A 23,438-nucleotide genomic window follows, 5' to 3' on the forward strand; every position below is an offset into this window, starting at 1 on the left:
CCGTCAGGGCAGTTCCTGCGCCCGGGCGATGAGCAGGGCCACGTCGTCGTGGTTGTCGGGGTGGTGCAGGGTCCGCAGGAGGAAGTCGCAGGTCTCCTCCAGGGGGCGGGCGGGGTCGTCGAGCAGGGACAGCAGGGAGTCCAGGCGTTCGTCCAGGGAGTGGCGACGGGTCTCCACCAGCCCGTCGGTGTAGAAGACCAGCTCGTCACCGGGCTCGAAATCGACGGTGACGGTGGAGAAGCCGACCCCGCCCACGCCCAGCGGCACCCCGGTCGGCAGGTCCAGCAGCACCGGCGGCCGGCCCGGTCGGAGATGCGCCGGCGGCAGATGGCCGGCGTTGGCGATCCGGCACTGCCGCAGATGCGGATCGTGCACGGCGTACACGCAGGTCGCGATGGAGTGGTCCAGGGCGGACGTCGTCTTGTCCAGGTGCTCCAGCAGCAGCGCCGGGTCGAGGCCCAGGGCGGCCAGCGTGGTGGTCGCCGTGCGCAGGCGGCCCATGGTCGCGGCCGCGCTGAGCCCGCTGCCCATCACATCGCCCACCACGAGCGCGGTCTTGCCGCCCTCCAGCGGGATGACGTCGAACCAGTCGCCGCCGACCTCGCTGGTGGCCCCGGCGGGCTGGTAGCGGGAGGCGACCTCCAGGCCGGTCGTCACCGGCGGACTGCTGGGCAGCAGACTGCGCTGCAGGGTGAGGGCGGTGTTGCGGGCGTTCTGGTACCAGCGTGCGTTGTCGATCTGCACGGCCGCGCGGGCGGCCAGCTCCCGGGCGAGCACCACGTCGTCCTCGTCGAACGGCGCCGGATTGCGGGTGCGCTTGAGGTCCAGGGCGCCGAGCACCTCGCCACGCGCGATCAGCGGCACCGCGAGATACGAGTGCAGGCCCGCCCGGCCGAGCAGCTCGGCCGCCTCGGGGCAGCGGGCGATGCGCGGCAGGTCCTCGTCCTTCACCTGCCGCACCAGCACCGCCTCGCCCGTGCGCACGCACTCGGTGACCAGCCGGTCGGGTCCGTACCGGGCGATCCGGCCGGGCGAGTCGGCGGCCTGTACGGCGTCCGTGTCGTCCTGCGGGCGTACCGCGAGCGCCCGGATCACCGCCTCCTCCGAGGGGCCGAGGGTGCTGGGCCGGCCTTCCACCACCGCGTCCAGCAGATCGACGGCGGCCACGTCGGCGAGTTCCGGCACGGCGACCTCGGCCAGCTCGCAGGCGGTGCGGTCCAGCTCGAGCGTCGTACCGATCCGGGCGGAGGCGTCGGCGATGACCGCGAGCCGGCGCCGGGCGGCCTCCGCCTCCAGCGAGGCCCGGTGCTGCTCGGTGATGTCGACGACCGAGACCGCGACGCCGAGAACATTGCCCATGGCGTCGTCGAGCCGGTAGAGCGAATGCGCCCAGGTGTGGTCCTCGTCCGGGTCGGCGGGGGTGCGGCCGACCAGCGTGTTGTCGATGACCGGCACACCGGTCTCCAGCACCCGCCGGGCGTCGATCTCCACCGGCTCGGGGTTCAGCATGGGCAGCACCTCGCGCAGCGTCCGCCCGATGTGCTCGGCGGCCGGTACCCCGTTGATCCTCTCCAGGGCCGGGTTGACCGAGACGAACCGCAGCCGGGTGTCCAGGACGGCGTACCCGATCGGTGACTGCTTCACCATCCGCTCCGACAGCGCGACGTCCTGTTCCAGGCGCCGAACCGTCGACTGGTCCGCGGCGAGTCCGAGCGCGTACACGTCACCGCGGTCGTCCAGCAGCCGCATGTTGCGGAACTCCACCACGCGGGTGCTGCCGTCCTTGTGCCGGATCGGGAAGCCGCCGGCCCAGCTCTGCCCGGTGCGCATGACATCGGCGAAGAGTTTGCCGACCAGCTCGAAGTGCCGCTCGTGGACCATCAGCCGGGCGGCGTACTCGCCCAGGGCCTCCCGCGCGCTGTACCCGAACAGCTCCTCCGCCTGCGGGCTCCACAGCACGATCCGGCCGCTGGTGTCCAGGACCACCGACGCCACGCGGAGCACGTCGAGCAGACCGCCCGGCCGTACCGGCCCGCGCACCGGCTCGCCGCCCTCCGTCACCGGAGCCTCGGCTGCACTCATGCCATGCACCGCCTTCGCATGTCCGCACGGCACGTCGTCCCCCGTGCCGACTCCCCTAGATCCACCGCGCTCACACCCGACTCTCCGACGCCGTCGCCGGTTACCTCCACCATCTCTCACCCCAGCGGTGTGCGTCCGCCGAGGCCGTCACGCCGGGACCGGACTCCTTCCCGGACATCGTGCACGTCCCTTCGGCGGACCGGGAGAGTTCACGCTCATGTTGCTGCATTGGCCTGTACATGACTATCGCGCCACGCCAGACTGTCCGCCGACCGAGTGTTCCCGCCCTGCCCTGCGTCCCCATTCCTCGTCCAAGGAGTCGGCCATGCCCGCGTCCGCCCGGCAACGTTGTCACGCTGTTCTCGCCGGACTCGTCACCCTCGCCACCGCCGCCGTCGCGTCCCTCGCCGTACCCGGGTCCGCCGCCGCGGCCGACACCTGGACGGAGACCGGCTCCGACCACGCCCGCGCGCTGGACGAGAGCCAGGGGCTGACCTCCGTGGAGGTCCCGGCGAACAGCCCCAACCGGTACACCGGGATCGGCACCATTCCCCTCGGCGTCTCCAGCCGGGGCTGGAACCACGTCGGCGATCCCGACGCCTCGTACAACGGCTACTACATCGAGCCCTATCAGCGGGACTCCGGCAACTCGAAGATGTACCGCGTGCAGGCGCCCGACGGCACCTGGTCGGAGTACGTCCACACGCTGAGCCCCGGCGAGGCCCTGAACAACTCCTGGGACGCGATCTCGCCCGACGGCCAGTGGATGCTCTCGGGTGAGTGGGGCACGATGAACCGTCTGCTGGTCTTCCCGACCCCCGGCGTCAACCCGGCCACCTCGCCCTCGGCCGATCTCCCGCAGGTCTCGCAGGTCACCCTGGACCACGCCGTCCGCGACGTCCAGGGCTGCGACTTCTCCGGCCCCACCACGCTGCTGTGCTCCTCCGACGACCCCGACGGCAGCCTCTTCGGCATGACCAAGCCGCTGCTCCAGATCGACCTGTCGGCCCCGCCGAACGGCTCGGGCGACGTCACCGGCCATGTCACCGCTCTGCGTCAGCTGCCGCTGCGCAGCGCGTGCTCCGGCACCTTCGAGGCGGAGGGCATCGACTACGACCGCCGCACCGGGATCCTGCGGGTGATCGTGATGTCGCCGGGCTTCTGCATCCTGACCGACAGCAAGACGTACAAGTTCTCCCGCGGCTGAGCCCCCTGGGGTGTGCGGACCGGCCGCTGGTGCTTTCCTGGGGGTGGGCGCGGCTGGGCGGGGTACTCCCTTCCACCGCGGCGCGGCACGAAAGGAGCGATCAATGGCACACACGGAGCGGTCGCACCCGGAATCCGTCACGGTGGAGATCAGCGGTTCCAAGGAGGACGCCCGTCTCGTCTTCGACGCGCTGAGCTCCTGCTTCGCGTCCGACCGGGGCCCGGACGAGATCCCTCAGCAGCTCCACGAGGTCCGGCCGATGGTGTGGCTCGGCACGTACGACGTCGCGGACGCCCGGGGGCCGGGCTGCCCGCCGGTCCACCTCGACGCGTCCGTCCAGGCGGACGTCCAGGGCGGCTACTGGGCCGTGGACCGGTTCCGGCACACCCTGGACGCGATGTTCACCGTCGAGGAGACCTGCACGGCCTCCGGCGACCAGGAGAGGGACCTGCATCTGCGGCTGCGCAGCCGCTGACCCCCTCGCGCGCTACGACGGCGCCCCGGCCGGCTCCGCGTCGGCCGGGGCGTACTGCGCCTCACCGTCGCCGAAGGACCAGTCGACGGACGTGTTCTCGGTGACCGTGACGACGACATTGCGCGGTGCCGTGCCGGTGCGCTCGTGCACCAGCCCGGCGATCCGCCGGTAGAGCGCGCGCTTCAGCTCCGGGGAGCGCCCCGTGCGCATGGTGACGGCCACGAACACCACGGACTCGTCCTTGCGCAGGCCGAGGTGGTCGCCGTACCGCAGGGTGCTGGTGGTGCCGTCGTGGCCGGTCAGCACCTGGAAGCGGTCCTCGGGCGGGACGCCGAGCGTCTCGACCAGGGCGTCCTGGACGGCCTGGCCGAGCGCGTCGAGCCGGGCGGGGTCGGTGCCGAGCGCGTCTATCCGGACGAAGGGCATGATGGAACGTCCTTTCGGAGCGGGGTACGCCGGTATCGGCTGTACATACTAGTAGGTACAGAGTGGTCGGTGTCACCCCGCCCGCTTGTGCAACTAGTTGCACAAAGGCTCGGGCTTCCTCTACAACAAGAGGCGACGACACCGCGCACGGAGGGCCCGATGAGCCGTTACCCGCACCTGATGACCCCGCTCGACCTGGGCTTCACCACCCTGCCCAACCGCGTGCTCATGGGCTCCATGCACGTCGGCCTGGAGGAGGCCGAGCGCGGCTTCGAGCGCATGGCGGCGTTCTACGCGGCCCGCGCCCGCGGCGGCGTCGGCCTCATCGTCACCGGCGGCATCGCGCCCAACGACGAGGGCCGGCCGTACGAGGGCGGCGCCAGGCTCACCACCGAGGCGGAGGCCGAGCAGCACAAGGCGGTCACCGAGGCCGTGCACCGCGAGGGCGGCCGGATCGCGATGCAGATCCTGCACTTCGGGCGCTACGCCTACCACCGGGACCTCGTCGCCCCCAGCCCGCTGCAGGCGCCCATCAGCCCCTTCGTGCCGCGCGAGATGACCGACGCCGACGTCGAGCGGACCATCGACGACTACGCCCGCGCCGCCCGCCTCGCCCGGCAGGCCGGCTACGACGGCGTGGAGATCATGGGCTCCGAGGGCTACCTCATCAACGAGTTCATCGCCCTGCAGACCAATCGGCGCACCGACCGCTGGGGCGGCTCCTACGAGAACCGCATGCGCTTCCCCGTCGAGATCGTCAAGCGGGTCCGCGAGGCCGTCGGCGAGGACTTCATCGTCATCTACCGGCTCTCCATGCTCGACCTGGTCCCGGGCGGCTCCTCCCTCGACGAGGTGATCACCCTCGGCAGGGCGGTCGAGGCGGCCGGGGCGACGATCATCAATACCGGCATCGGCTGGCACGAGGCGCGCATCCCGACCATCGCCACCTCCGTGCCGCGCGGCGCCTACACCTGGGTCACCAAGAAGCTCATGGGCGAGGTGTCGGTGCCGCTGGTGACCACCAACCGCATCAACACCCCGGAACTCGCAGAGGAGTTGCTGGCGGGCGGGTATGCCCACATGGTCTCCATGGCCCGCCCGATGCTCGCCGACCCCGACTTCGTCGCCAAGGCCGCCGCCGGGACGCCCGAGGCCATCAACACCTGCATCGGCTGCAACCAGGCCTGCCTCGACCACACCTTCAGCGGCAAGATCACCTCCTGCCTGGTCAACCCGCGCGCCTGCCACGAGACCGAGCTGGTGCTCGCCCCGACCCGGCTGAAGAAGCGCGTCGCCGTCGTCGGCGCCGGACCGGCGGGCCTCGCCTGTGCGGTGAGTGCCGCCGAGCGCGGCCACGAGGTCACGCTCTTCGACGCCGCGAGCGAGATCGGCGGCCAGCTCAACGTCGCCCGCAGGGTCCCCGGCAAGCAGGAGTTCGACGAGACGCTGCGCTACTTCCGCCATCAGCTCGACGCTCACGGGGTCGACGTACGCCTCGACACCTGGGTCACCGCCGAGACCGTGGCCGGCTACGACGAGGTCGTGGTCGCCACCGGTGTCACCCCGCGCACCCCGGACATCCCCGGCGTCGACCACCCGCGGGTCGTGGGCTACCTCGACGTGCTGCGGGACGGCGCCCCCGTCGGCGACCGGGTCGCGATCCTCGGCGCCGGCGGCATCGGCTTCGACGTCGCCGAGTACCTCACCGACGGCGGGGACAAGGCGAGCGAGGACCCTCAGACCTACTTCCGCGCCTGGGGCGTCGACATGGACTACCGGACACCGGGCGGCCTCGCCGCACCCCAGCGCCCCGCCCCGCCCCGCCAGGTCCACCTGCTCCAGCGCAAGACCACCAAGGTCGGCGCCGGCCTCAGCAAGACCACCGGCTGGATCCACCGCACCGAGCTCAAGCACCGCGGTGTGACCATGGTCCCGGGCGTGAGCTACGACCGCATCGACGACGCGGGCCTGCACATCACCGTCGGCGAGGAGAGCACGGTCCTGGAGGTCGACACCGTCGTCCTGTGCACCGGGCAGGAGCCGCGCCGCGACCTCTACGAGGAGCTGGCCGCCGCCGGGCGCAGCGTCCATCTGATCGGCGGTGCGGACGTCGCGGCCGAGCTGGACGCCAAGCGCGCCATCAAGCAGGGCACGGAGCTGGCGGCGGCGCTGTAGGGCGCCTCCTGGCGATCCCTAGGATGAGGCCATGTCACTCCCGCACGCGATCCTCACCGCCCTGCTGGAAAAACCGTCGTCGGGGCTGGAGCTGACCCGCCGGTTCGACAAGTCGATCGGCTACTTCTGGTCCGCGACGCACCAGCAGATCTATCGCGAGCTGGGGAGGCTGGAGGCCGAAGGCCTCATCCGCACCCTGCCGGCCGAGGCGCCGGCCCGTGGGCAGAAGAAGAGCTACGAGGTCCTGCCCGCGGGCCGTGCCGAACTGGCCCGCTGGACCGCCGCCGCGCAGGACCCCAAGCCCCTGCGGGACACGCTGCTGCTGCGGCTGCGGGCCGCGGCGGTGGTCGGCACGGCGGGCATGGAGGCGGACCTGCGCCGCCATCTCGAGCTGCACCGGCGGCAGTTGGCCGAGTACCGGGAGATCGAGAAGCGCGACTTCCCGCCGGACCGGGACGCCCCCGAGGACCGGCTGCGCCATCTCGTGCTGCGGGCCGGCATCGATCTGGAGACCTTCTGGACCCAGTGGCTCACCCACGCCCTGGCGGAGTTCGCCGAACTGCCCGAAGGCGACTGAGAACGGCCCGAGGCCGGCTGAGCCGGGCCGGCAGCCGGTGCGCGGTGCCGGTACGGCTCCGCCTCAGAGCCGGTACGGCTTCGAACGCCGGCGCAGGTACCAGCCGGTGGCGATGACCCCGCTGCCCACCAGGGCCGCGCCGATGCCCAGCGTCAGCGGGCCGTAGTCCCGCGCGGCACCGCCCAGGCCGCCCAGCACACCGCGGGAGGGCGCCGGCGAGGCCGCGGGTGAGGCCGCCGAGGAGGTCGTCGAGGCCGTCGTCGACGAGGTCGTCGGCGCCGAGCCGGACGAGACGGTCACCGCCTGGGTGCCCGCCGTGCTGCCGCTGGAGCAGACCACGACCACGGTGTACGTACCCGGGCTCACCCCCCTCCAGGCCGCGGACTGGCTGACGGACGTGCCCGAGAGGGCCGACTGCCGGCCCTGGGAGAAGTTCGCCTGCTTGCTGGTGAGCAGGGCCGCGTTGCCCCAGCTGCCGTTGATCTGCGAGCACGCGCTGGTGACGACCGAGACGGTGGACCCGGTGGTGCTGACGGAGATGCCCGAGGCCGCGGCGGCCGGTCCGGCGAGGGCGGCGGGGAGCGCCAGGGCGGCCGCCAGGATCGGGCCGGAGCGGACGAGAAGTCGCGAGGTGTGCATGGGCAGCAGCCAATGTGGCCGCGGGGGAGCCCGCACCTGGGGGGCGGCCGGTCGGGTGAGAGCTTCCTCCGCGCGGCGGAGCCGCATGCCGGCACGGTCCCGCGCTCCTCACGGGGCTGCCGTGGTCACCGTCCGCTCCGGCGACCAGCCGCCCCACGTGCCGTCCGGTAGCCGTGCCCGCAGGCGTACCCGGTGCTCCTCTCCCGCGCTCCGGCCGACGTAGAAGCTGTAGCGCGCCCGCCCGCGCGGGGGAGTGCCGCCCCACACCAGCGAGGTCGCGGCGGTGCCGTCGAGCCGGATCCGGTACTCGGTGATCACCCCGTCCACCCGCGGTGGGTCCCAGGACAGGTCGATGTAGTACGCCCCTTCGGCCCGGTGCGTCGCCGCCGTGAAGCCGGTGGGCGCGGTGTTCCGCCCGTCGTCGGTGCCCGGTGTCGTGAGGCGGACCGGGGTGCTCGCCGGGGAGAGGTTGTCGGCGGCGTCGCGGGACCGCACCGTGAAGAGGTAACCGGTGCCGGGGCGCAGCCCGGTGAGCACGGTCGCGGTCTGGTTCCCGCCGACGCTGTGGATCTCCGCACCGCCCTGGTACACGTCGTACGACACCACACCCCGGTCGTCCCGGGACGCGCCCCAGGACAGCTGGACCTCCCGGGCGCCGAGCACCCGCCCGGCGGGGTGCGAGGGCCGGGTGGGCGCCGAGCGGTCCGCCGCCGCCCTGGCCGGTGTCCGCGCCCGCACCGTACGGCTCGGCGGCCCGAGCCGCCCCGCGGTGTCCCGGGCCCGCACGGTGAAGGCATACACGGTGGACGGCCTGAGCCTGGTGACGTCCACCATGTGCTGTGAACCCGGCACGTCCTCCACCTTCGTGGTGCCGCGATACACCTCGTAGGCGCGGATACCGGGGCTGTCCGGCACCGCGTTCCACATCACGTGCACGCTCGTGGCGCTGCCCGCCTGCGCGGTGACCCCGGTCGGAGCGCCGGGTTCCCGGCCCTCATCGCCTTCGCCGGCCTGGCTCCAGCCGCACGACGCGACCAGGAGCAGGGCCCCGCAGACCAGCACGGGCGGGCACGGCACGCGTCGCACGGCTCTGCCTCCCCGGGGACGGCGGCATCGGCGTTCACGTAAAGGTCCGTACCAATATGGCGCGGCGGGTGCGGGCACGGCAAGGGGGCCGTGCGGGGGACCGGTACGGCCGCGTGGGTGCCGATCGGCGTCCGCTCGGGTGACCGATGCGGGGCCCGCGTTGGTGACCATGGCGGGGCGTTACGTATGCTGAGCCTTCCTAGGGATGAACTACCCGTGAGGACAGGGAAGTTCATGTCGCAGGCGCGGACACGCTGTCGTCGCCCAAGCCGCGCCGACGCGGGTGGCCGGGGGATCCGGGGCGGGATGCGTCCCGGATCCCCGGCCCCTGTTGTCCCGCACGGGTCCTCTTGTCCCTCATGCGGCGCCGGTTTGTCCCTCATGGGGCGTCAGATGCGTGCTCCATCCAGCCCCTTCTGGGCGGCCTCTACGCTCGGGCGCCCGGGCCCGCACCCACAGTGAGCTGGATGTCCGCCCGTCCCCGACGAGAGGGTCCCTCACCGTGCGTGTCCCGTCGCTGACGCCGGCCCTGGCCGGAGTCGTCCTGCTCGCCCCGGCCGCACTGCACGCTCCTGTCGCCCCGCACACCCCGGTCGCCGCCGACCCGCACCGGGACCGGCCCGTGGTCCGCGGGGAGGGCGCGGGAGCCGGTGCCGATCCGCCCCGGGAACGGCCCGGGGCCCGCAGGAAGGGCGCGGGGGCCGATGCCGACCCGCCCCGGCAGCGGCCGGGGGCCCGCAGGAAGGGTGCGGTGGCCGCCGCCGACCTGCTGGGCCGACTGGGGGCATGCCACCAGATCTCCCACGGCCGGTACCGCACCGACGCCGGCCGCCGTGCGACCGTGCCCGTCTGCGGCACCCGGAACGCCGTCTTCTGGAAGGCCGACCTGGACATCGACTGCGACGGACGGTCCACCGCCCGCTGCAACCACCACACCGACCCGCAGTTCGCCACCATGACCACCTACCAGCAGTCCGACGGCCGCAGTCTCAACGCCGCGACCCTGCCCTACATCGTCGTTCCGGCCCCCAGCCGCATCTGGAACCCCCGCGCGTACGGCGTACGGGGCGGCTCGGTCGCCGCCGTCGTCTACCGGGGCCGGGTGCAGTACGCCGTGGTCGGCGACACCGGTCCGCGCGACCTCATCGGCGAGGCCTCCTACGCCACAGCCCGGGGCCTCGGCATCCGGGCCGACCCGGACGGCGGCGGGGCGCCCTCCGGGGTCACCTACATCGTCTTCAGGAACTCCCGTGTGCACCCCATCGAGGACCGCGCGGCGGCCGCGGCAACAGGAGCGCGGCTGGCCAGGCTGTTCCTCACGAACAGGTGACCAGCCGGCCCGCGGCCGTGTCACACCTTGCGGTAGCCGTACGCCTCCGACGCCGCGGCCTGCACGGCGTCCAGGTCGGCCCCCGTGGCGGCGGTGACCACCGCCGCCACCGCGCCCTCGACGAACGGCGCGTCCACCAGCCGGGTGCCGTCCGGCAGTTCGTCCCCCTCGGCGATCAGCGCCTTCACGGTCAGCACGGCGCTGCCGAGATCGGTGAGCACCGCCACCCCGGCCCCCCGGTCCACCGAGGCCGCCGCGGCGCAGATCAGCTCGGCGCTGGTGCCGAGCCCGCCGCCCTCGGTGCCGCCCGCCGGGGCCACCGGCACCGCCGGAGCCCCGCCCGCCAGGCCCTTCGCCAACTCGGCGACCGAGGCGGCCACTTCCGCGCTGTGCGACACCAGCACGATCCCGACCACCTTCGCTTCGCTCACCGTCCGCCCTCCGCCGCCTCGTGCAGAGCGGCGATGAGCAGCGCCGACGAGGTCGCCCCCGGGTCCTGGTGGCCGATGCTGCGCTCGCCGAGATAGCTCGCCCGGCCCTTGCGGGCCTGCAGCGGCGTGGTGGCCTCCGCGCCCTCCTCGGCGGCGGCCCGCGCGGCGGCGAAGCCGTCGCCGAGCGCGTCCACGGCCGGCACCAGGGCGTCGATCATGGTCTTGTCGCCGGGGGCCGCCCCGCCGAGCGCCATCACCCCGTCCACGCCCGCGCGCAGCGCCTCGGCCAACTGCTCCTCGCTGACCTCGGCGGCGTCGCCGAGCGCCTTGCCGGTCCGGCGGAGCAGCGTGCCGTACAGCGGCCCGGACGCGCCGCCGACCGTGGAGATGAGCTGCCGCCCGGCCAGCACCAGGACCGCGCCCGGGGTGTCCGGCGCCTCCTTCTCCAGGGCGGCCGACACGGCGGTGAAGCCGCGCTGCAGATTGCTGCCGTGGTCGGCGTCCCCGATGGCCGAGTCGAGAGCGGTGAGCCGCTCCGCCTCGCGGTCCACGGACGTGGTGGTCGCCGCCATCCAACGGCGGAAGAAGTCGGCGTCGAGCACTGGATCTCCTTGCGTGGTAGGGATGTTGACCGGCGGTGCTGCGGGTGAAGGTCGCCTCGTCCGCCGTATCACATCCCCCAGCGCAGCGCGGGAGTCTTCACCGGCGCGTCCCACAACCGCAGCAGTTCCTCATCGACCTGACACAGCGTCACCGAGGTTCCCGCCATGTCCAGGGAGGTGACGTAGTTGCCGACGAGCGTGCGGGCCACGGCGACCCCGCGCTCGCGCAGCACCCGCTGCACCTCGGCGTTGAAGCCGTACAGCTCCAGCAGCGGGGTGGCGCCCATGCCGTTGACCAGCACCAGCACAGGGTTGCGCGGCGGCAGGTCCTCCAGGATCGCGTTCACCGCGAAGTCGGCGATCTCCCCGGAGGTCATCATCGGCCGCCGCTCCCGGCCCGGCTCGCCGTGGATTCCGATGCCCAACTCCAGCTCGCCGTCGGGCAGATCGAAGGTGGGGCTGCCCTTCGCCGGTGTCGTACAGGCGCTGAGCGCGACACCGAAACTCCGGGAGTTCTCGTTCACCCGGCGCCCGATGGACTCGACCCGCTCCAGCGGCTGCCCCTCGGCCGCGGCGGCGCCCGCGATCTTCTCCACGAACAGCGTCGCACCGGTGCCGCGCCGCCCGGCCGTGTAGAGGCTGTCGGTGACGGCGACGTCGTCGTTGACGAGCACCTTGGCGACCTGGATGCCCTCGTCCTCGGCGAGTTCGGCCGCCATGTCGAAGTTGAGCACGTCGCCGGTGTAGTTCTTCACGACGAACAGCACGCCGGCGCCGCTGTCCACGGCCGCCGCGGCCCGCGCCATCTGGTCCGGCACCGGGGAGGTGAACACCTCTCCGGGGCAGGCGGCGGAGAGCATGCCGGGTCCGACGAACCCGCCGTGCAGCGGCTCGTGCCCCGACCCGCCACCCGACACCAGCGCGACCTGCCCGGCCACCGGAGCGTCCCGGCGGACGATCACCCGGTTCTCCACGTCCACGGTCAGATCGGGATACGCGGCCGCCATCCCGCGCAGCGCGTCCGCCACGACGGTCTCCGGCACGTTGATGAGCATCTTCATGGGTACCTCCCAATGAGGCTAGCAGGCGGGCCTCTGACCTGTGTTTTAGCTGGTCAGGCTAGGTATGGTCAGTTCTCGATGTTGGCGGTCCACGGCGGGCGGAAGCGGGTTCCGCCAGTCCTGATGCTGACTCAATGCTGACTTTCGTGACGGAGTGCCAGGTGTCCGTCGGTGATCGGTGGCGTCGCGGTCGGAGTTCTGCTGTCGGCAGTATCGACCTTGCGGCAGCGAAGGTCACGTGGAGTGGAGCAGATGCCCGCGCATGCCGTCCGGCGTCATCGGGTGGTCGCAGGCCGGTGTCCGTCCTGGCCCAGGAGGTCACGGTCCCGTAGAGCCGCGGTCAAGCGCCGGTCATGGATTAGGAGGGCGGGGCGGCGCGGGCGTATCGTTGATCCGGTTTTGATGAGACACCTCGTTCGGTGAGGCGTCTTCACGGACACAGGCCACTGATCCCACCCGTCGAGAGACGCTCCGGATCAGGACAGGTCTCCCCGGCCGAAGGGGTGACCCCAAGTGGCTTCCCCGCGGGTGCGGGGACACGCCGTGGAGTGCCAAAGCTCTGACGAGTTGGGGTGCGCCGGGCCGATTCCCCCGGTTGCCCTCGCCGTATGGCCGTGGCGCCGTGAGCGCGGCCGGGATCGGGAGGAGGCGAGCATGGACAGTAGTCCGGGCCATAGTCGGCCCCTCTCCGCGTTGTCCTCGCCGTCCCTCCGCGGCCCGAGGCAGCCCGCCCTCTTCCCCTGACCCGACCCCGCCCGGTGAGTCGGGCCCGGTGTGCCCTGCCCTGGTCCTGGGGCAGGGCAGAGTGCGCTGCCGTGGCCGCCCGCTGCCCCGTCATCCCGGGGCAAGGGGGTGTTCACCTTGTCCGTCAACACTCTGCTCATGTCCACCTCGGCCCGTCTGCGCGACCGCCGGGTGACCCTGGAGCGCCGCGCCACCGCCTCCAGAGCGGTCCGTACGTCCCTGGTCTCGCTGGCGGGACTGGTCGGCGGGCCGGTCACCAACCAGGCCGGGGAAGAGGTCGGCCGCGTCGTCGACGTGGTCGCCCGCCTGTACGGAGAGGAGCCGTACCCGCCGGTCACCGGGCTGATCCTGCGGATCGGGCGCCGGCACACCTTCCTGGCGTCCGACGCCATCGGCAAGGTGCACGCCGGACACGTACGGCTGCGCACCGCGCGGATCGACCTGCGGGACTTCGCCCGGCGCCCGGGCGAGGTGCTGCTCGCCCGGGACGTACTCGACCACCAGCTCGTGGACGTGGACGGCGTGCAGGTCACCCGTGCCGCCGATCTGTACCTGGCGCCGCTGGTGGACCGGGTCGTGCTGGTCGGCGTGGACGTCTCCCTGCCCACGCTCCTGCGCCGGCTCGGCCCCCGCCGCTGGCAGGCCCGGCCCACCCCGGAACGCGTGCTCGACTGGCAGGCGGTCGCCCCGTTCGCGGAGCAGGCCACCGACGGACCCTCCGAGGTACGGCTGCGCGCCTCCCGGACCGCACTGCACCGGCTGCGCCCGGCCGACCTGGCCGACATCCTCGAAGACCTCGGACGCAGCGAGCGCCAGCAGCTGCTCGGCTGGCTGGAGCCGGAGCGGGCCGCCGACGCCCTGGAGGAGATGGAACCGGCCGAACTGGAGAACCTGCTGCGCGAGGCACAGCCGGATCACGCCGCCCGCCTGGTCGACGAGATGGAACCGGACGAGGCCACGGACGCCCTGCGCGACCTCACCCGTGAGGAGCGCGAGGCCCTGCTGACGCGGATGCCGAAGAAGGAGGCGGCCGAACTGCGGCGGCTGCTCACCCACCGCGAGGGCACCGCGGGCGGCGCCATGACCACGCTGCTCGTCACCGCCCACCGCGACGAGACCATCGCCGAGGTCCGGGCCCGGCTGGCCGAACAGGCCGAGCACCGCACCGAGATCGACGCCGTCGTGTGCGTCGACACCGACGGCCGGCTGCTGTGCGACATCTCGCTGTTCGACCTGGCCGTGGCCGAGGACGCGGCACCGGTGGCCGACCTGGTGGCCTGGCTCGCCCAGTTCGGCCCGCCGGTGACCGTCCACGCGGACACCGCCCTGCCCGAGGCCGCCGACCAGCTGGTCGCGGCCCGCGCCTCGTCCCTCCTGGTGGTCGACGACGGCGACCGCCCGATCGGCCGCATCCTGGCCGACGACCTGCTCGACGCGATGCTGCCCGAACGCGGGCGCCTGCACTTCCGGAGGTTCCTGCAGTGACCCGCGACCTGGACACCACCGAGGCGGTCCCGGCGGCCGGTGCGACGGCACCCCGCCGCACCGGCTGGCGACGCCTCACCATGATCGCCGCGGTCGCGGGCCCCGGCCTGGTCGCCGCGAACGCCGGCAACGACGCCGCCGGCATCGCCACCTACGCCTCGGCCGGCTCCCAGTTCACCTACGGCACCCTGTTCTTCATGGTCCTGGTCACCGTCGCCCTGGTGATGGTGCAGGAGATGGCCGTCCGCCTCGGCGCCCACACCGGCAAGGGTCTGGGCGCCCTGATCCGCGAGCAGTTCAGCCTGCGCCTGACCGCGCTCGCCGTCTTCTGCCTGCTGCTGGCCAACACCGGCCTGGTCGTGTCCGAGTTCGCGGGCATCGGCGCGGCCTTCGAACTCCTCGGCGTCCCCAAGTGGGCGGTCATCCCGCCGGCCGCGATCCTGCTGTGGGCGCTGGTGCTGTTCGGCTCCTACCACTGGGCCGAACGCGTGTTCCTCATCATGTCCCTGGCGTTCTTCGCCTACCCGATCGCCATGATCCTCGGCCACCCCGACTGGGGCGCCGTCGGCCATCATCTGATCGTCCCGCACATCGAGCCCAGCAAGGACTTCATCCTCCTCGCGGTCGCGTTGATCGGCACGACGGTCAGCCCGTACATGCAGTTCTACGCCGCCGCCGGAGTCGTCGACCGGGGCGCCAGGCCCGCCGACTACCCCCTCATCCGCGCCGACGCGATCCTCGGCGCCGTTTTCGCCTGCGTCATCAGCCTGACCATCATCATCGCCACGGCCTCCGCCATCGGCGGCACCGGCCCGCTGGACTCCGCCGCGCAGGCCGCCGAGGCCCTCAAGCCGATCGCCGGCCAGAACGCCGAACTCCTCTTCGCCGTCGGCCTGCTCGGCGCCTCAGCCCTGGCCGGAGCGGTCGTCCCGCTGTCCGCCAGCTACGCCATAGGAGAGGCGGCGGGCGTGGAGCGCTCGGTCTCCCGCAGCTTCCGTGACGCCCCGCTGTTCCTGGGCCTGTTCACCGCCCAGATCTTCCTCGGGGCGGCTGTGGCCATGACCCCGGTCGACGTCATCCAGTTGCTGATCGGCACCCAGGTCCTACAGGGCCTGATCAGCCCGGTCGTCCTCGTCTACCTGCTGGTGCTGACCAACCGCCGCTCCGTCCTCGGGCAGGCCGCCAACGGGCCGCGCTACCGCATCGCCGCCACCGTCGTGGTCGTCGGCGTGGCCGCCATGTCCACCATCCTGCTCGTCCAGACGGTCCTCGGCTGGTTCGGCCTCGGCTGACCGGGCAAGGTGACCGGCCGGACCACCGGGATCGCCGCCGACGACCAGGGGTACGTGTACGCGGGCGGTGCCGACAGCGGGTGGCTTCCTGACGTGCCTCGGAAAAAAGTTGCGGGCCGCTGTCGATCCGGCCACGTCCCGTTCGACGCCATGGTGTGGGGCGCCTCGCCACACGATGACGCGACAGGACCTGAGGAGGAAGCACATGGATCAACTGCTGAGAGTCATGAACTTCAACGTCTCGAGTGACGGAATCGGTGCCGGTGAGCACCAGAGTCTCGAGCGGCCGTTCGGTGTCGACCACCCCGAGAGGCTGTTCGCCTGGGCCGGAGCCACGGCGAGCTGGCCCATGCGCACGGATTCCGGCGGGAGCCGGGGCCTCGACGACTACTTCACGCGAGACTTCGCACGCAACATCGGTGCCGAGATCATGGGCCGCAACAAGTTCGGGCCCCAGCGCGGGCCCTGGCAGGACCATGAGTGGCGCGGCTGGTGGGGGGAGGAGCCCCCGTTCCGTACACCGGTGTTCGTCATGACCCACCACGAGCGTCCGTCGTTCACGCTCTCCGACACCTCGTTCCACTTCGTCGACGGCGACCCGGCCACGGTCCTCGAACGGGCGCGGGAAGCGGCGCAGGGCAGGGACGTCCGACTCGGCGGCGGGGTCTCCACCATCCGGCAGTTCCTCGATGCCGACCTCGTCGACACCATGCATGTGGCGGTCTCGCCGGTGAAGCTCGGGTCCGGACTACGACTCTGGGAGTCTCCCGATGAGCTGCTCGACCGGTTCCACCTGGAGGTCGTGCCCAGCCCGAGTGGCGTGACGCACCACCTGTTCTGGCGAAGGTGACGCGAGGACCCACTCGAGTGCAGGCTGCGATGCCGGGCGGGTGAAACCGCAGGCCCGCTCGGCCCTGGTCACGTGGAGCGCGAACGAGGCGTACCAGTGCTCGCGCCGTTCTCGCCGCTCACAACCCTGCTGTCGGGTTGCTGAGCCACCCTGCACAGGGCCCGGCCGGTCAGCGAGGCGTGGTGGCGGAGTCGGCCGTCGGCCTCGCAGGAGGGCGTTCGACGCGGGATGCGGGGTCGAGGGTGAAGCCTGTGACCGCGCCGCCGCCGGGGCGGTTGCCGGCGAAGGCGTTGCCGCCGTGGGTGACGGCGACGGCGTGCACGATCGCCAGGCCCAGCCCGGAGCCGGGCAGGCTGCGGGCACTGTCGGCGCGGTAGAAACGGTCGAATACGCGGGGCAGGTCGGCCTCCGCGATGCCCGGTCCGCGGTCGCGCACCTCCACGCGCGTGCCCGTGATCGCGACCTCTATCGGTTCGGTTCCGTCCTGGTCGAACTTGGCCGCGTTCTCCAGCAGGTTGGACAGCGCCCGCTGCACCGCGGACGCCCGGACCCGTACGACGGTGCCGTCCTCGGCGACAAGGATCTCCCGGCCGGTTCGGCGCCGGGCGAGGGCGGCAGCATCCTCGGCCAAGGCGCCCAGGGCCACCTCCGTGGGCCGCTCGGCGTCCCGGTCCCCGGCGGCCAGCTCGACCAGCTCGTTGACGAGGTTGACCAGTTCACGGGTCTCGCTCTTCATGTCCGCGATCAGGTCCGCCTTGGCCTGCGGGGGCAGTCGGTCGATCCGGTCCAGGAGAGCCGCGTTGGCCTGCAACGAGGTCAGCGGGGTGCGCAGTTCGTGCCCGGCGTCCTGGATGAGGCGACGTTGGATCTCCTCGGACGCGGCGAGCCTGCCCAGCATGCCGTCGAACGCCCGCCCGAGCCTGCCGACCTCGTCCTGCCCGGCCACGGGGACCTCGGTGTCCAGCCTGCCGGTCCGGGCCACGTACTCGGCCACCCGGGTCAGCCGGACCAGCCGCCCGGCGATCCTGCGCGCCAGCCACCAGCCCGCCAGGCCGGCCACCACGATGACGATGGCGCTCAGCTCGACGGTGCGTGCCTTGAGCTGCCTGAGCAGGTCCTCGGTGTCGCTGTACTGCTGGGCCACCTGTACGGCGCCCCGGCCGCCGCCGAGCGCCACGGTGGCGACCCGGTAACGCTCTCCTTGAATCTGGGCCTTGTAGTAGATGGTGTGGCCGGCCTTGGCGTGGGCGGCCGCGGCCCGGTCGAGGGCGCGGACCTGCAGCGCCGGATAGCCGTGTTCCTCGATACGGCCGGCCCTGCCGAGGACCTGGACGTCGGTGCGGATGCGGCGCGAGAGGTCGTCGCGGGGGCTGTCGCGGTCGGGGCCCACGCTGAAGTAGTCCGACGGCGACAGACGATGCTGGGCGACCTGCTGGTGGAGATCGCTGACGACGCCGCGGAAGACGTCGTCCTGGTCGACCCGCACCATCCGCGCCGCCGCGTTGTAGCTGAGGAAGCCGCCGAGGAGGGTGGTGGCGGCGGTGACGCAGGCGAAGGAGACGGCGAACACGGTGCCCAGGCTGCGACGGGGACGCAGGATCGCGAAACGGTGTCTTGTGCTGTCCATGGGCGGTGCTTCCTCCGGGGCGGTCGGCGCCGCCAGTGTGCCCGGCCGACCACCGCCGACGGCAGGGCCCGGGCGCCTTCGGTGACTGCTCTTACTGGCCTCTCACCAGCAGCTTCACCGAGACCACCGCAGGGCCACGCCGCTACACCGCCACCGCGTGCGTGACCCGGATCTTCGACTGGCCGTGCGGGCGCCGCTCCCAGTCGTCCATGAAACGCGCGGTCAGGCCGTGTCGCTCGGCCAGCGAGAGCAGGGTCTCGGTGCGGTAGTAGAAGTCCTCGCGGAGCACCTGGTGCTCGGTGCCCTCCGTCCGGTCGAAGGTGAAGTCGAAGAAGCCGCCCGGCGCCAGCACCCGCCCGACGTTCGCCAGGCACTCGTCGATCACCTCCAGCGGCGAGTGCGAGAAGACGCTGTGGGCGTGCACCACGGTGAACCACCCCGAGGGCAGGAAGTCGAGCGTCAGGTTCTCGACGAGCGCCAGGCGGGGAAGCCGGTCCTGCAGGCCCCGGCGTACGAGGGTGCGCTGCGCCTCGATGAGGATGTCCGGCGAGATGTCGATGCCGTAGTAGTGGCCGGGGCCGAGGTGGTCGATGAACCGCCAGCCCGCGCGCAGGTTCCCGCAGCCGATCTCCAGCATTTGGTCCTGCGGCTTCAGGCCGTGTTCGACCAGGTAGTCGAACTGCATCTGCCCGAGCGCCAGCCAGTGTTCCTCCGAACCGCTGCCGACGGCACGCCCGGGGCTGCGCGTGGTGTCGGAGGCCATCACGGCGCGGTAGTACGCCACGTGGTCGCGGTGCCGGAGACCCAGCCAGCTGTCCCGTGCGGCGCGGCGGAGATGGGCGGGGATCCGGCCGGGGTGCCGCAGGGCATAGCGCAGCTTGTGCCCCAGGGAGGAGCGGTTCCTCGACAGCTCGGACTTCGGCATGCCTGCCTCCGTGATCCACGTCGGCCCCCGTCCGGCAGCGTAGCCGGGCGCGAGCGGTACGGCCTCCCCACAGCGTGGTGTGACCGGGCGGGGGTGTCCTCGTTCCGGTCGTCGTTCCCGGCAGCCGTGACCTCGCCGTCGGCCGCGTCGTCGGTGGCCTCGTGGCCGGTGCCGCCCCTCGAAGTCAGCGGGCGGAGCTGCTGTGGGTGGTGTGGTGACGGCGGTGTCCTGCGCGGTCGGCGTCCGCGGAGGGGGCCGGGCGCTCGCGGCGCGTGCGGCTCTCGGCGCGCCGGAGACGGACGACGGCGTCGAGCCCACCGCCGGGTGCTGCCTCGAGGGTGACCTCACCGCCCCCGGCGCGGGTGAGTTGCCGGGCCATCGGCAGGCCGAGGCCCGTGCCGTCGTGGTCGGCATCAGGAGTCCGCCAGAACCGGTCGAAGGCTCGCTGCCGTTCGGCCTCGGTCATGCCGGGACCCTGGTCGATCACATGCAGCTCGGCCACGGGCGGGGTGCGGCTGCCCTCCTTGGCGGTGGCGACGGTTGCCAGCGTGATCGAGGTACCCGGCGGGGACACGCGCAGAGCATTGGAGAGCAGGTTGTCGATGATCTGCTCCAGTGCGCCCGGGACCGTCCATACGCGAACGGCCGTGGCCCCGGAGACGGTGATGCCGACCTGCTGTTCGTCGGCGAAGGCCGTCCAGATGGCCGCGCGGTCGGCGACGACGGCGTCGAGATCGACCGCCTCCGGCCTGATCGCGGAGTTCTCCAGCCGGGCCAGCGCGAGCAGCCCCTGCACCATGCGACTGAGCCGCTCCAGCTCCCCGAGCGCCGTGTCGAGGCTGTCCCGGGCGCAGGGGGCGAGGTGCGGCTCGAAGTTCTCCAGGCGCAGGCGCAGTGCGGTCAGGGGCGTCTTCAGCTGGTGCGATGCCTCGGAGGCGAATGCCTGCTGGGCCTGGAGCAGGTGCTGGAGCCGGGTCGCGGTCCTGGTGAACGACGCGGCGAGGCGTCGTAGTTCCGGCGGCCCGTGATCGGTGGCAGGGGGATCGGTGATCCGGCCTTCGGCGAGTTGTGCGGTGGCGCGTTCCAGGGCCTGGACCGGGCGGGTGATCGAGCGGGCGAGAGCGAAGCCGATCAGGGAGACGGCCGCCAGCAGCCCCAGTCCGACGGCGGCGAGGGCCAGCCAGGTGGCGTGGACCTTGGCCCTGAGCGGGTGCAGCGCATACACCGTGCGCACCACACAGGCGACGGTGGCGTTGGAGCCCCCCGGCACGGTGACCACGAGGACCTCGCCGCCGGTGGACGGGGCGCTGCGGGTACCGACGGAGGGCTGGTCGTGCAGTGCGGTGGAGATGTCCGGCTCGGCGGACAGGTCCTCGCCCACCAGGGCACGGGCGGCGGTGTCGGTGAGGACGACGCCTTGGTGGCCGGCGACGAGCACGCGGCTGCCCGTACGCTGCCCGTAGGCTCGGGCCAGCTCGGGCAGGTCGGCCGTCAGTCCGTGCTCCATCTTGTCCTCGCAGACCTCGGCGAGCGTCATCGCCTGCTGCTGCGCCGCATGGGAGAAGCGGGACAGCTCGCTGCGGGCGTAGAAGATGCCGAACGGCACCTCGAGCGCGAGCAGGACGAACAGCATGACGCTCAGATGGCTGAGCAGCAGACGACGCGTCACCGGGATCCTCCGCCGCGCGTCGGCTCTGCGGCGGACGTGGCGTCGACGGGTGCCGGGGGGACCAGGCGGAAGCCGATTCCGCGGATGTTCTCGATCCAGGAGGAGTCCCCGAGCTTTCGGCGCAGCGCGGCGATGTGGACGTCCAGGGTCTTGGCAGGCCCGAAGTAGTTCGGCTCCCAGACCGTGTCGAGAATCTGCCGGCGGGAGCAGACGGCCCCCGGGTCTTCCGCGAGACAGACGAGCAGATCGAACTCCTTGGGCGCGAGGGCGACGGGCGACCGGTGCAGATGGACCTGGCGAGTCCGACGGTCGATGGTCAGCGGGCCGATCCGCTGGCCATGGGGCGTCCCGGGTGCCGGATCGTCCGGGGAGCCCGGCTCCTCACGGCGTGTGTCCAGCACTGAGGGGCGGGTGCGGCGGGTGACGGCACGGATCCGGGCGACCAGTTCCCGGACACCGAAGGGCTTGGAGACGTAGTCGTCCGCGCCCAGTTCAAGGCCGAGCACCCGGTCCACCTCGCTGTCCCTGGCGGTGATCATGATGATCGGCACGGACGAGCGGGCCCGGAGCGCACGGCAGACGTCGATGCCGTCCATGTCGGGCAGCCCCAGGTCCAGCAGCACCATGGCCGCTTCCGGCGCGGCGAGGCCGTCGGCCCCCGTTCCGGCGTGTTCGACGGTGAATCCGAAGCGGCGCAGTCCCTCCATCAGCGGTACGGCCACCCGGTCGTCGTCCTCGATCAGCAAGACACGCATGGCGCAAGGCTCACAGACCCCGCCCGAAGGGTGTGGGGCAAACGCCGGAAGCTCCCCCGAGCCGGTGATCTTCCACGGACGGCGTAACCGCCGCGGCCCGCTTTGACAGCGCGGAGTAAGCCGAGAGTTAAGGCCGCGGCCGGCGGTGTCCCATCCCCCCAGGTGACAGCCGAAAACTCATCCAAGGGCAGGGCCGCATGCAGGGAAGGCGTTTCCGGCGCAATCGGCTGTGGGCGAGGGCGGAAAAACGCTTCATCGGAGGAATCCGAGCCCCCTGCTGTATGTGCTCTGGCAATCCGCTTGATCGTCTTCCCGTAGCTTCGCCTGCACGGCCGCTGCCGACGGAGCACCGCGCGCCGAGCACCCGCACCAGCACCTGGGATGCCCCATGCCCCTTGATGAACTACGCCTCACGCGCCCCGACTTGGCGGAGCCCTTCACGGCCGCGCTGCCGGGAGCACGCGCCACCGTACTGGGCCGGCTGTGGGGCGCCTTCGCACGAGAACCCCTGCCTGGAGTGACCGGGCACCGCAGGGAGTCCGGCGCCCTGGTGGTCGAGCTGCAGCGGGGCGGCTCGCTCTCGGCGGCCGAGTCCGGTGCGCGGCGGTTCGCCGAGGTGCCCGAGGACTTCACCGTGTCCGGACCGGAGGGGCCGGTCAGCGGCCCGGCGGAGCTGCTGGCCCAGCTGGGCCTGCGTACCCCCGCCGCGAAGCGTTTGGCGGCCGAGCTGGACAACAGCGTCGTCAACCTGGCCCTGGCCAGGGCCGCGAACGCAGGCCGGGCGGCCTCCCCGAACGACTCCACGGATGCCGAGCAGGCGGTCGTCGACGGCCACCCGCAGCACCCCTGCTGCCGGACGCGTACCGGCATGTCGATCGCCGACGTACTCGCCTACGCGCCCGAGCACCGCCCCGTCGTCCGGCTGGCGCTGCTCCGTGTCCCGGCCGATCGCTGGCAGGGGGCGGGCGACTGGCCACGGCCCCTGTGTGACGGCGACACGGTCCTCCTCCCGCTGCATCCCTGGCAGCGGGACCATGTGCTCGCGCGCCACCCCGACCTGGCGGTCGTGGAGGAGACCATCCCGGCCCGGCCGCTGCTGTCGTTGCGCACCCTGGCACCACTGGGCGTTCTGCCGGGCTGCCACATCAAGACGGCGCTGGACGTGCAGGTCACCAACTACCGGCGCACCATCTCCCCGGCCGAGGTCGCCGACGGGCCCGCGCTGTCCGACCTGGTCGCGGCCGTCATCGACAAGGCCGGGTACGGCGCGAGCCTGCGCGTTCTGCGGGAGCTCGGCGGCGGCTCGGTGTGCGTGGACGGACAGCCCTCGGCGAGCCTCGCGGCGATGATCCGGGAGTCGAGCGAGTGCCACCTCGACGCCGGGGAGATCGCTGTTCCCCTCACCTCCGTCCACGCGACCGGCGCCGCCGCGGTCTCCGGTGACCCGGTGCGCTGGCTCGCGGACTTCGCCGGGATCGTGCTGCCGCCCACGCTGACGCTGCTGTCCATGGGGGTGGCGCTGGAGGCGCACGGCCAGAACACCCTGGTCGTGCTCCGCGACGGACGGCCGGTGCGCGTGCTGTACCGGGACCTGGACGGCGTACGGGTCAGCCCACGCCGCCTGGCCCGGTGCGGATTCACTCTGCCGCCGCTGCTCGGTACCCGTGCGGGCGACGACGTGGGCGCGCTGCGCACCAAGCTGTTCGGCGGCCTGGTCAGCGGAGTCTTCAGCGAGCTGGTCGACGTCCTGTCGCGGACGCGGGCGGTCGAGCCCCGGACGTTGTGGGGGGCGGTGGCCGAGGCGGGCCGCCGGGTGTACGCCGGCCTGCCGGAGGCGGGGGACGCGGCGGCGTTCTTCGGCGACACGATGCCGTTGAAGGCGACCATCGCCATGCGCCTGGCCGAGAACCCCGGCAAGGCGCAGTGGACACCGGTTCCCAACCCCCTGGCCGACTGCCGATGAACTCCGAAACCGCCCCCCGCCCCACTGGAGCGACCGC

The 23,438-nt window shown here is 72.4% G+C and carries 20 protein-coding genes and 1 riboswitch; of the genes, 9 read left to right on the forward strand and 11 right to left on the reverse strand.

Annotation, left to right across the window (positions count from 1 at the left end; genetic code table 11):
• Positions 1-3: 3 nt before the first annotated feature.
• Positions 4-2,082 carry a SpoIIE family protein phosphatase gene (locus ACFYZB_RS01735; RefSeq protein WP_388753041.1) on the reverse strand — a complete coding sequence of 693 codons (2,079 nt, stop codon included), beginning with the start codon at positions 2,080-2,082 and terminating at the stop codon, positions 4-6.
• Positions 2,083-2,407: 325 nt separating this feature from the next.
• On the opposite strand from ACFYZB_RS01735, the gene ACFYZB_RS01740 reads away from it, so the two are divergent.
• Together ACFYZB_RS01740 and ACFYZB_RS01745 are read left to right on the forward strand one after the other, a co-directional pair.
• A complete protein-coding gene (locus ACFYZB_RS01740) occupies positions 2,408-3,289 on the forward strand; it encodes a hypothetical protein (protein WP_388753044.1) in 882 nt (293 codons plus the stop codon).
• 103 nt (positions 3,290-3,392) lie between these two features.
• Positions 3,393-3,764, forward strand: coding sequence for a hypothetical protein (locus tag ACFYZB_RS01745; protein WP_351205711.1), 372 nt, complete (start codon positions 3,393-3,395; stop codon positions 3,762-3,764).
• A gap of 12 nt (positions 3,765-3,776) precedes the next feature.
• Here ACFYZB_RS01745 and ACFYZB_RS01750 read toward each other — a convergent pair whose 3' ends face one another.
• Positions 3,777-4,190, reverse strand: coding sequence for a tautomerase family protein (locus ACFYZB_RS01750; RefSeq protein WP_388753047.1), 414 nt, complete (start codon positions 4,188-4,190; stop codon positions 3,777-3,779).
• A gap of 159 nt (positions 4,191-4,349) precedes the next feature.
• Here ACFYZB_RS01750 and ACFYZB_RS01755 point away from each other — a divergent pair, with 159 nt between their 5' ends.
• Together ACFYZB_RS01755 and ACFYZB_RS01760 are read left to right on the forward strand one after the other, a co-directional pair.
• Positions 4,350-6,365 carry an FAD-dependent oxidoreductase gene (locus ACFYZB_RS01755; protein ID WP_388753050.1) on the forward strand — a complete coding sequence of 672 codons (2,016 nt, stop codon included), beginning with the start codon at positions 4,350-4,352 and terminating at the stop codon, positions 6,363-6,365.
• Positions 6,366-6,396: 31 nt separating this feature from the next.
• Positions 6,397-6,942 carry a PadR family transcriptional regulator gene (locus ACFYZB_RS01760; protein WP_388753053.1) on the forward strand — a complete coding sequence of 182 codons (546 nt, stop codon included), beginning with the start codon at positions 6,397-6,399 and terminating at the stop codon, positions 6,940-6,942.
• A gap of 63 nt (positions 6,943-7,005) precedes the next feature.
• On the opposite strand, the gene ACFYZB_RS01765 is transcribed toward ACFYZB_RS01760, so the two are convergent.
• On the reverse strand, positions 7,006-7,581 hold the full coding sequence (locus ACFYZB_RS01765; protein WP_388753056.1) for a hypothetical protein: 576 nt from the start codon (positions 7,579-7,581) through the stop codon (positions 7,006-7,008).
• Positions 7,582-7,689: 108 nt separating this feature from the next.
• On the reverse strand, positions 7,690-8,667 hold the full coding sequence (locus tag ACFYZB_RS01770; RefSeq protein WP_388753059.1) for a fibronectin type III domain-containing protein: 978 nt from the start codon (positions 8,665-8,667) through the stop codon (positions 7,690-7,692).
• Positions 8,668-9,169: 502 nt separating this feature from the next.
• On the opposite strand from ACFYZB_RS01770, the gene ACFYZB_RS01775 reads away from it, so the two are divergent.
• Positions 9,170-9,997: a glycoside hydrolase family 75 protein gene (locus tag ACFYZB_RS01775; RefSeq protein WP_388753061.1), complete on the forward strand. Its 828-nt coding sequence runs from the start codon at positions 9,170-9,172 to the stop codon at positions 9,995-9,997.
• Between the two features lie 20 nt (positions 9,998-10,017).
• Here the strand turns inward: ACFYZB_RS01775 and ACFYZB_RS01780 are convergent, their stop codons facing one another.
• The 3 genes from ACFYZB_RS01780 to dhaK all read right to left on the reverse strand — a co-directional run bounded on the left by ACFYZB_RS01780 (position 10,018) and on the right by dhaK (position 12,091).
• Complete coding sequence (locus tag ACFYZB_RS01780) at positions 10,018-10,428, reverse strand: PTS-dependent dihydroxyacetone kinase phosphotransferase subunit DhaM (RefSeq protein ID WP_388753064.1); 411 nt, start codon at positions 10,426-10,428, stop codon at positions 10,018-10,020.
• Positions 10,425-11,030 (reverse strand): dihydroxyacetone kinase subunit DhaL, encoded by a 606-nt coding sequence (dhaL, locus tag ACFYZB_RS01785; protein ID WP_388753067.1) that lies wholly within the window; start codon positions 11,028-11,030, stop codon positions 10,425-10,427. The genes ACFYZB_RS01780 and dhaL overlap by 4 nt, the downstream gene beginning before the upstream one ends.
• 68 nt (positions 11,031-11,098) lie before the next feature.
• Positions 11,099-12,091 (reverse strand): dihydroxyacetone kinase subunit DhaK, encoded by a 993-nt coding sequence (gene dhaK / locus ACFYZB_RS01790; protein WP_388753070.1) that lies wholly within the window; start codon positions 12,089-12,091, stop codon positions 11,099-11,101.
• Positions 12,092-12,495: 404 nt separating this feature from the next.
• A riboswitch (M-box (ykoK) riboswitch) is annotated at positions 12,496-12,670 on the forward strand.
• A 282-nt stretch (positions 12,671-12,952) separates the two neighbouring features.
• Between dhaK and ACFYZB_RS01795 the strand changes: the two genes are divergently transcribed.
• The 3 genes from ACFYZB_RS01795 (at position 12,953) to ACFYZB_RS01805 (ending at position 16,462) form a co-directional block, all read left to right on the forward strand.
• Positions 12,953-14,320 (forward strand): magnesium transporter MgtE N-terminal domain-containing protein, encoded by a 1,368-nt coding sequence (locus ACFYZB_RS01795; RefSeq protein WP_388753073.1) that lies wholly within the window; start codon positions 12,953-12,955, stop codon positions 14,318-14,320.
• Positions 14,317-15,612: a divalent metal cation transporter gene (locus ACFYZB_RS01800; protein WP_351205731.1), complete on the forward strand. Its 1,296-nt coding sequence runs from the start codon at positions 14,317-14,319 to the stop codon at positions 15,610-15,612. The genes ACFYZB_RS01795 and ACFYZB_RS01800 overlap by 4 nt, the downstream gene beginning before the upstream one ends.
• Positions 15,613-15,817: 205 nt before the next feature.
• Positions 15,818-16,462, forward strand: a complete 645-nt coding sequence (locus ACFYZB_RS01805) for a dihydrofolate reductase family protein (RefSeq protein WP_388753076.1) — start codon at positions 15,818-15,820, stop codon at positions 16,460-16,462.
• A gap of 169 nt (positions 16,463-16,631) precedes the next feature.
• On the opposite strand, the gene ACFYZB_RS01810 is transcribed toward ACFYZB_RS01805, so the two are convergent.
• The 4 genes from ACFYZB_RS01810 to ACFYZB_RS01825 form a co-directional block, all read right to left on the reverse strand.
• Positions 16,632-18,089: an ATP-binding protein gene (locus ACFYZB_RS01810; protein WP_388753079.1), complete on the reverse strand. Its 1,458-nt coding sequence runs from the start codon at positions 18,087-18,089 to the stop codon at positions 16,632-16,634.
• Positions 18,090-18,231: 142 nt separating this feature from the next.
• The gene (locus ACFYZB_RS01815; protein WP_388753082.1) at positions 18,232-19,014 is read right to left on the reverse strand and encodes a class I SAM-dependent methyltransferase; all 783 of its coding nucleotides are present in this window, start codon (positions 19,012-19,014) and stop codon (positions 18,232-18,234) included.
• A gap of 184 nt (positions 19,015-19,198) precedes the next feature.
• Entirely contained in the window at positions 19,199-20,683 is a 1,485-nt protein-coding gene (locus ACFYZB_RS01820; protein ID WP_388753085.1) for a sensor histidine kinase, read from the reverse strand.
• A complete protein-coding gene (locus ACFYZB_RS01825; RefSeq protein WP_388753088.1) occupies positions 20,680-21,438 on the reverse strand; it encodes a response regulator transcription factor in 759 nt (252 codons plus the stop codon). The genes ACFYZB_RS01820 and ACFYZB_RS01825 overlap by 4 nt, the downstream gene beginning before the upstream one ends.
• Positions 21,439-21,826: 388 nt before the next feature.
• On the opposite strand from ACFYZB_RS01825, the gene ACFYZB_RS01830 reads away from it, so the two are divergent.
• Entirely contained in the window at positions 21,827-23,401 is a 1,575-nt protein-coding gene (locus ACFYZB_RS01830; protein ID WP_388753091.1) for an IucA/IucC family protein, read from the forward strand.
• Positions 23,402-23,438 lie beyond the last annotated feature (37 nt).

Origin of the sequence: Streptomyces sp. NPDC001852 (genome assembly GCF_042891825.1) — a bacterium.
GTDB lineage: Bacteria > Actinomycetota > Actinomycetes > Streptomycetales > Streptomycetaceae > Streptomyces.

What these genes read in the sequence shown, in the direction of transcription:
- ACFYZB_RS01735 (WP_388753041.1), bottom strand. Translation starts at nt 2,082, where the DNA reads ATGAGTGCAGCCGAGGCTCCGGTGACGGAGGGCGGCGAGCCGGTGCGC.
- ACFYZB_RS01825 (WP_388753088.1), bottom strand. Translation starts at nt 21,438, where the DNA reads ATGCGTGTCTTGCTGATCGAGGACGACGACCGGGTGGCCGTACCGCTG.
- ACFYZB_RS01830 (WP_388753091.1), top strand. Translation starts at nt 21,827, where the DNA reads ATGCCCCTTGATGAACTACGCCTCACGCGCCCCGACTTGGCGGAGCCC.
- dhaK (WP_388753070.1), bottom strand. Translation starts at nt 12,091, where the DNA reads ATGAAGATGCTCATCAACGTGCCGGAGACCGTCGTGGCGGACGCGCTG.
- ACFYZB_RS01755 (WP_388753050.1), top strand. Translation starts at nt 4,350, where the DNA reads ATGAGCCGTTACCCGCACCTGATGACCCCGCTCGACCTGGGCTTCACC.
- ACFYZB_RS01750 (WP_388753047.1), bottom strand. Translation starts at nt 4,190, where the DNA reads ATGCCCTTCGTCCGGATAGACGCGCTCGGCACCGACCCCGCCCGGCTC.
- ACFYZB_RS01810 (WP_388753079.1), bottom strand. Translation starts at nt 18,089, where the DNA reads ATGGACAGCACAAGACACCGTTTCGCGATCCTGCGTCCCCGTCGCAGC.
- ACFYZB_RS01815 (WP_388753082.1), bottom strand. Translation starts at nt 19,014, where the DNA reads ATGCCGAAGTCCGAGCTGTCGAGGAACCGCTCCTCCCTGGGGCACAAG.
- ACFYZB_RS01745 (WP_351205711.1), top strand. Translation starts at nt 3,393, where the DNA reads ATGGCACACACGGAGCGGTCGCACCCGGAATCCGTCACGGTGGAGATC.
- ACFYZB_RS01740 (WP_388753044.1), top strand. Translation starts at nt 2,408, where the DNA reads ATGCCCGCGTCCGCCCGGCAACGTTGTCACGCTGTTCTCGCCGGACTC.
- ACFYZB_RS01805 (WP_388753076.1), top strand. Translation starts at nt 15,818, where the DNA reads ATGGATCAACTGCTGAGAGTCATGAACTTCAACGTCTCGAGTGACGGA.
- ACFYZB_RS01765 (WP_388753056.1), bottom strand. Translation starts at nt 7,581, where the DNA reads ATGCACACCTCGCGACTTCTCGTCCGCTCCGGCCCGATCCTGGCGGCC.
- ACFYZB_RS01760 (WP_388753053.1), top strand. Translation starts at nt 6,397, where the DNA reads ATGTCACTCCCGCACGCGATCCTCACCGCCCTGCTGGAAAAACCGTCG.